A 5,636-nucleotide genomic window follows, 5' to 3' on the forward strand; every position below is an offset into this window, starting at 1 on the left:
GCCCCGGACCGGTGCGGGCGGGGTGGCAACGGACCAGGTCATCGGGGGGCTTTTGTCCTTGGGTGGCCTGGGCAGGTGAGGGAGGATCCGTAGCGATCGGAACAGCTCATCGATCGTGCGGGGCGCTCGGGACGGCGTTTCCGTATGACAAAAGCGTGAGGAGATCGACGTGACCAGTCCAGCCGGGCCTCCCCCCACGGGCGGCGACAGCGGCGAGCAGCGGGTGAAGCTGCTCGCGGTGACCGCGTGCCCGACCGGCATCGCGCACACGTACATGGCCGCGGAGAAGCTCGCGCAGGCCGCCGCGAGCCGCGGCATCGACATGAAGGTGGAGACCCAGGGATCGATCGGGGCCGAGAACGTTCTGGATGACAACGATGTCAGAACGGCGGACGGCATCATCGTCGCCGCGGACAAGGACGTGGACCTCAGCCGTTTCGTGGGCAAGCGGGTCCTGACCGTCGGGGTGGCGGAGGGCATCCACCATCCTGAGCGGCTGATCGAGCGGGTGCGGTCGGCACCGGTGCACACCTCCGGCGCCGATGCCGCCGCGTCGGGGCCGGGCGGCGGCAAGGAGCGGAGCGTCGGGTACAAGGCGCTGATGAACGGGGTCAGTTACATGATCCCGTTCGTGGTGGTCGGCGGGCTGCTGATCGCGATCTCGCTCTCGCTCGGCGGGCACACCGACCCGTCCGGGGGGCTGGTCATCCCGAAGGACTCCTTCTGGATGGACATCAACAACATCGGCGTCATCGGCTTCACGCTGATGGTGCCGATCCTGTCCGGGTACATCGCCTATGCCATCGGGGACCGGCCCGCGCTGGTGCCCGGCATGATCGGCGGCTGGATCGCGAACACGGGTTCGCTGTACGACTCGAAGGCGGGCGCCGGGTTCATCGGGGCGATCGTGACCGGGTTCCTCGCCGGGTATCTGGTGCTGTGGATCAAGAAGGTCAAGGTCCCGAAGTTCGTGCAGCCGATCATGCCGATCATCGTGATCCCGATCGTGGCGACGACGGCGCTCGGGCTGTTCTTCATCTACGTCATCGGGAAGCCGATCTCCTGGGTGTTCGAGCACCTCACCGACTGGCTCGGCGGGATGACCGGCACCAGCGCGATCCTGCTGGGCGCGATTCTGGGGCTCATGATCGCGTTCGACATGGGCGGCCCGGTCAACAAGACGGCGTTCCTGTTCGGCGCGGGGCTGATCGCGACCGGCAACCAGACGGTCATGGGCATGTGCGCGGCCGCGATCCCGGTCATGCCGCTGGGTCAGGGGCTGGCCACGCTGATACGGAAGCGGCTCTACACCGAGCAGGAACGGGAGACGGGGCTGGCCGCGCTGTTCATGGGCTGCTTCGGCATCTCCGAGGGCGCGATCCCGTTCGCGGCGGCCCGGCCCGCGCAGGTCATCCCGGCCAACATGCTCGGTGGCGCGGTGGCCGGTGCGATCGCCGGGGTCGCCGGGGTCGAGGACGCGGTGCCGCACGGCGGGCCCATCGTGGCGGTGCTGGGTGCGGTGAGCGGGGTGCCGGTGTTCTTCGTGGCCGTGCTGATCGGCACGGCGGTCACCGCGCTGGCGACGGTCACGCTGGTCGACATCAGCGAGCGTCGGCGCAAGGGTGCGGTACCGGCGACCGGACCGGGTGGGGGCGTGGCCGGTGCGGCCGGGCCGCTTGAGCCCGCGCTCGTCGGAGTGGGCGCCGGGGCGGCGGCCGGTGGTGCCGCCGGTGCCGTGGTGGCGCAGCGGATCGTCGCCTCGTCGAGCGGGACGCCGGCCACGGATCCGGAACCGGGCGGAGCCCAGGAGGGCATGGATTCCCACGGCGCTGCCGCTGTCGACACGGGGGCTGGAGCGGTGACCGAAGCCGATCCAACCGCTCAGCCCCAGCCCGTAGCCGAGACCGGAGCCCAGACCGGTGCCCGGCCGGGTGCCGCTGCCAGTGCCGAGGTCGGGGACGCCCCCGCGCCCCCGCCCGGCCGCGAAGTCCTCTCCGGCTACCTCACCGGACGGACCGTGAAGGTCGCTCTCGACGCCCGGGGCAAGGAGGCGGCCGTCCGGGAGATGGCGGAGCTGCTCGCCCGCAGCGGCAAGGTGACGGACGTGGAGGAACTGGTGGCCACTGCCCTGCGACGCGAGGAGCAGGGCAGCACCGGGCTCGGGGACGAGATCGCGATCCCGCACGCCAAGACGGACGCGGTGTCCGCGCCGGTCGTCGGGTTCGCACGGTCCGCCGAGGGCGTCGAGTGGGGCTCGCTGGACGGGACGAAGGCCAGGCTGGTCTTCATGATCTCGGTGCCGGAGGCGGCCGCGGGCGACGAGCATCTGCGCATCCTGGCGCTGTTGTCGCGGAAGCTGATGGACGCCGAGTTCCGGGCGCGGCTCATCGCGGCGCCGGACGAGCGGGCCGTACTGGACGTGCTGAGCGAGATCGGGTGAGTGAGACCGGGTGACCGGGATCGGATGAGCGCAAGCGAGTGAGCGAAGGGCCCGCGCCCCCGGTGAGGGGACGCGGGCCCTTGCGGCCGCTGAGGACCGGTGGTCAGTGCTCGGCCGGGTGCGGGGCCGGTCCCCCGGGGGTGGCCTCGCGGTCGGCGCCCTTGCGGGCCTCCGCCTCGCTGTAGATGTCCGGTTCGAGGTAGATGACGCGGGCGATGGGGACGGCCTCGCGGATGCGGGACTCGGCGGCGTTGATGGCGGCGGCGACCTCGCCGGCCGTGTCGTCGTGCTGGACGGCGATCTTGGCGGCGACGAGCAGTTCCTCGGGGCCGAGATGGAGCGTGCGCATGTGGATGATGCCGGTGACGGTGTCGCCGTCGACGATCGCGGCCTCGATCTTCTGGACCGCCTCGGTGCCGGCGGCCTCGCCGAGCAGCAGGGACTTGGTCTCCGCCGCCAGGATGAGGGCGATCAGGATGAGCAGGATGCCGATGCAGAGGGTGCCGATGCCGTCCCAGACGCCGTCGCCGGTGAGCAGGGCCAGGCCGACACCGCCGAGAGCGAGGACCAGGCCGACGAGGGCGCCGAAGTCCTCCAGGAGGACGACCGGGAGCTCGGGGGCCTTGGCGCGGCGCACGAACTCCTTCCAGGAGAGGTTGCCGCGCTGCGGGTTGGACTCCTTGATGGCCGTCCGGAAGGAGAAGCCCTCGGCGATGATCGCGAAGACCAGGACGCCCACCGGCCAGTACCAGTGCTCGATCTCGTGCGGGTGCTTGATCTTCTCGTAGCCCTCGTAGACGGCGAACATGCCGCCGATCGAGAAGAGCACGATGGAGACCAGGAAGGCGTAGATGTAGCGCTCACGGCCGTAGCCGAAGGGGTGTTGCGGGGTGGCCTCGCGCTGGGCCTTCTTGCCGCCGAGAAGCAGCAGGAACTGGTTGCCGGAGTCGGCGAGCGAGTGCACGCCCTCGGCGAGCATCGAGGACGAGCCGCTGAACGCGAACGCCACGAACTTCGATGCCGCGATCGCGAGGTTGGCCCCGAGTGCCGCCACGATCGCCCTGGTTCCGCCTGACGCGCTCATCTGGTCGCGTTGTCCCTTCGCCTCAAGTGCTTCACGCCGTCCAGGCCTTTGCCCGTCCTTTGCCGAGGGGCCATTCTTGCAGCCTTGCCCGGCAGGGACGTCTCAGTCGTCCACAGGCCCGGCCATACGATCACACGTCCCATTCACAGGTCTCAGCCACACGTCCCGGCCACACGTATCGGTCACACGATCACGGTCGCCCGGAAGAGCGTGCCCGCGCCGGACGCCCCGGCCGTCTCACCCGCCGGTACGAACACCGACTGGCCGGGGCCCAGTTCGTGTTCCCCGACTCGCACGGAACCTGCCGTGCAGAGCAGGATCTGTGGGGTCGGACGGGTCAGGTCGTGCGTGCCTGCGCCCTCGGGGAGGACGTACCGGGACAGCCGGAACTCGTCGATGGGGGTCTCGTAGACCTCCTCGCCGTCGGGGGACGCCTCGGGGCGGAGGACGCCCGGGTCGGCGGCCTCGAAGCGGACGATGCGCAGGAGCTCGGGTACGTCGACGTGCTTGGGGGTCAGGCCGCAGCGCAGGACGTTGTCGGAGTTGGCCATGATCTCGACGCCGAGGCCGCTCAAGTACGCGTGCGGGATGCCGGCGCCGAGGAACAGGGCCTCGCCGGGCTGCAGTCGGACGTGGTTGAGGAGTATCGCGGCGATGACGCCGGGGTCGCCCGGGTAGTGGTGGGCGATCTCGGCGTACGGGGCGTGGTCGCCGCCGAGGCGGGCGCACGCGGCCGCGGCCTCGGTGACCGTGTGGGCCATCTCCGCGCGGTCGGCGGTCAGGACGGCCGTCAGGACCTCGCGCAGGGCCGCCTCCTCGGGACGGGCGTGCAGGAGGTCGACGTACGGCTTGAGGGAGTCGACGCCGAGCGCGTCCAGCAGCTCGGCCGCGCGCGCGGGTTCGCGGAAGCCGCACAGACCGTCGAACTCGGTGAGCGCGCAGATCAGTTCGGGCTTGTGGTTGGCGTCCTTGTAGTTGCGGTGGCCCGCGTCCACGGGGATGCCGCGGCGCTCCTCGTCGTCGTAGCCCTCCTTCGCCTGGGCGAGGTCGGGGTGCACCTGGAGGGAGAGCGGGGCTCCGGCGGCGAGGATCTTGAGCAGGAAGGGCAGGCGGGGACCGAACCTGGCGACGGCCGCCTCGCCCAGCTCGCGCGCGGGGTCGGCGTCGATGACCTCGACGAGCGTGCCCCGGGCGGTGCGTGACGGGGCTCCCGGGTGGGCGCCCATCCACATCTCCGCCTGGGGTTCACCGGTCGGCCGGGTGCCGAGGAGTTCGGGGATGGCGGTGGTGGAACCCCAGGCGTAGGGGCGGATGGTGTTGTCGAGGCGGTCCATCGGGTTCTTTCTGTCGTACGGAAGTCAGGGCGGCCTGCTGAGCGGCTGGTGGCGTTCAGGGCGGCCCGTGCAAGATCAGGCCCCCGAGGCGAGCGCCAGGTAAACGGCGGCGAAATCCGTGACGGCGATCAGTTCCGCGAGGGTCTCGATCTCGCCGCCGGACTCGGGTTCCAGCTCGCTGATCGGCGTGTCGTGGCTCAGGGCCAGGTCGCGGGCGGCCGGGGCGGCGCTGAGACCGCCGATCGGGCGGTCGCGGAGGAGTACCACGCGTGCGTGCAGTGCGGGAGGCTCCTCGACGCGGTCGCGGAAGAAGTCGTCGGGGTCGGCGCCGGCGGCCAGCGGTCCGGAGAGCAGCGTGCTGTGCGCGGCGAGGGCCTCGGGCAGTTCGGAGACCACGGACGGGCGGCCGGAGAGTTCGGCGAGGGCCGCGGCGAAACGACGGCCCGCGGGGCCCGCGGAGGTGCCCTCGGTCCAGATCACCGGGAGCGCGTCGGCGAGTTCGGCGGCGAGGGTCTTGGCCGGGTTGCTGTAGGTCGCGATGGCGGGGCCGCAGCGCTCGGCGATGTGGTCGAGGCGGCCGGCGATCTTCTCGAGGGTGTCGGGCGGGGCCGTCAGCAGGCCGGTGCGGTCGAGGATCGCGAGGAGCGGGGTGAGCAGGGCCCACAGGACGCCGGGCGCGGACGCGGTGAGGGGGGTGTCCTGCTCGTACGGGGCGGTCGCCAGGGGCACGAACAGGCCGTGGGCGCCCTCGACGGCCTCGAAGAGCGGGGTGTGGGCG

General features: G+C 71.4%; 4 protein-coding genes. 1 reads left to right on the forward strand and 3 read right to left on the reverse strand.

Annotated features, from left to right (window positions below):
- Positions 1–169: 169 nt before the first annotated feature.
- Positions 170–2,440 (forward strand): fructose-specific PTS transporter subunit EIIC, encoded by a 2,271-nt coding sequence (locus EHS43_RS35730; protein ID WP_125194777.1) that lies wholly within the window; start codon positions 170–172, stop codon positions 2,438–2,440.
- A 103-nt stretch (positions 2,441–2,543) separates the two neighbouring features.
- Here the strand turns inward: EHS43_RS35730 and EHS43_RS35735 are convergent, their stop codons facing one another.
- The 3 genes from EHS43_RS35735 to EHS43_RS35745 form a co-directional block, all read right to left on the reverse strand.
- Positions 2,544–3,524, reverse strand: a complete 981-nt coding sequence (locus tag EHS43_RS35735) for a cation diffusion facilitator family transporter (RefSeq protein WP_125194778.1) — start codon at positions 3,522–3,524, stop codon at positions 2,544–2,546.
- 182 nt (positions 3,525–3,706) lie between these two features.
- On the reverse strand, positions 3,707–4,858 hold the full coding sequence (manA, locus tag EHS43_RS35740; protein ID WP_125194779.1) for a mannose-6-phosphate isomerase, class I: 1,152 nt from the start codon (positions 4,856–4,858) through the stop codon (positions 3,707–3,709).
- Between the two features lie 75 nt (positions 4,859–4,933).
- Positions 4,934–5,636, reverse strand: a 703-nt coding sequence (locus tag EHS43_RS35745) for an SIS domain-containing protein (protein WP_312023465.1), incomplete at its 5' end; no start/stop codon positions are given.

Origin of the sequence: Streptomyces sp. RP5T (assembly GCF_003933965.1) — a bacterium.
Classification (GTDB): Bacteria; Actinomycetota; Actinomycetes; order Streptomycetales; family Streptomycetaceae; genus Streptomyces.